Raw genomic sequence first — 362 nt, 5'->3', positions numbered from 1 at the left:
GGTCGAAGAGCTGGGCCACGGTGACGTGCACGCCCAGTTCCCGGGCGCGGGCCACGACCCTGATGCTGCTGATCGAGTCCCCGCCGAGCTCGAAGAAGTTGTCGTCGACGCCGACCCGTTCCAAACCGAGCACCTGCGCCCACACGCCGGCCAGGACCCGCTCCGTGTCGGTGCGCGGGGCCACGTATGTCTCCGCCGACACCGCGCGCCCACCGTCGGGCTCGGGCAGGGCGGCCCGGTCCACCTTGCCGTTCACCGTCAGCGGCAACCCGGCCACTTCCATGAACACCGCCGGCACCATGAACGCGGGCAGGTGTTCCGTGGCGTAAGTGCGGAGTTCGGTGGGGGTGGGGATGCCGTCC

The 362-nt window shown here is 71.0% G+C and carries 1 protein-coding gene; it reads right to left on the bottom strand.

The window, feature by feature from the left end; all coding sequences use genetic code 11:
* Positions 1-362: phosphopantetheine-binding protein (locus AAW13_RS43920; RefSeq protein ID WP_143145129.1), on the bottom strand; the 362-nt coding region annotated here is incomplete at both ends.

This window comes from Streptomyces humi, assembly GCF_001005085.2.
Taxonomy (GTDB): Bacteria; Actinomycetota; Actinomycetes; order Streptomycetales; family Streptomycetaceae; genus Streptomyces; species Streptomyces humi.
The sequence above is the reverse complement of the archived record's forward strand: the minus strand, read 5'-3'. Positions and strand labels throughout refer to the sequence as shown.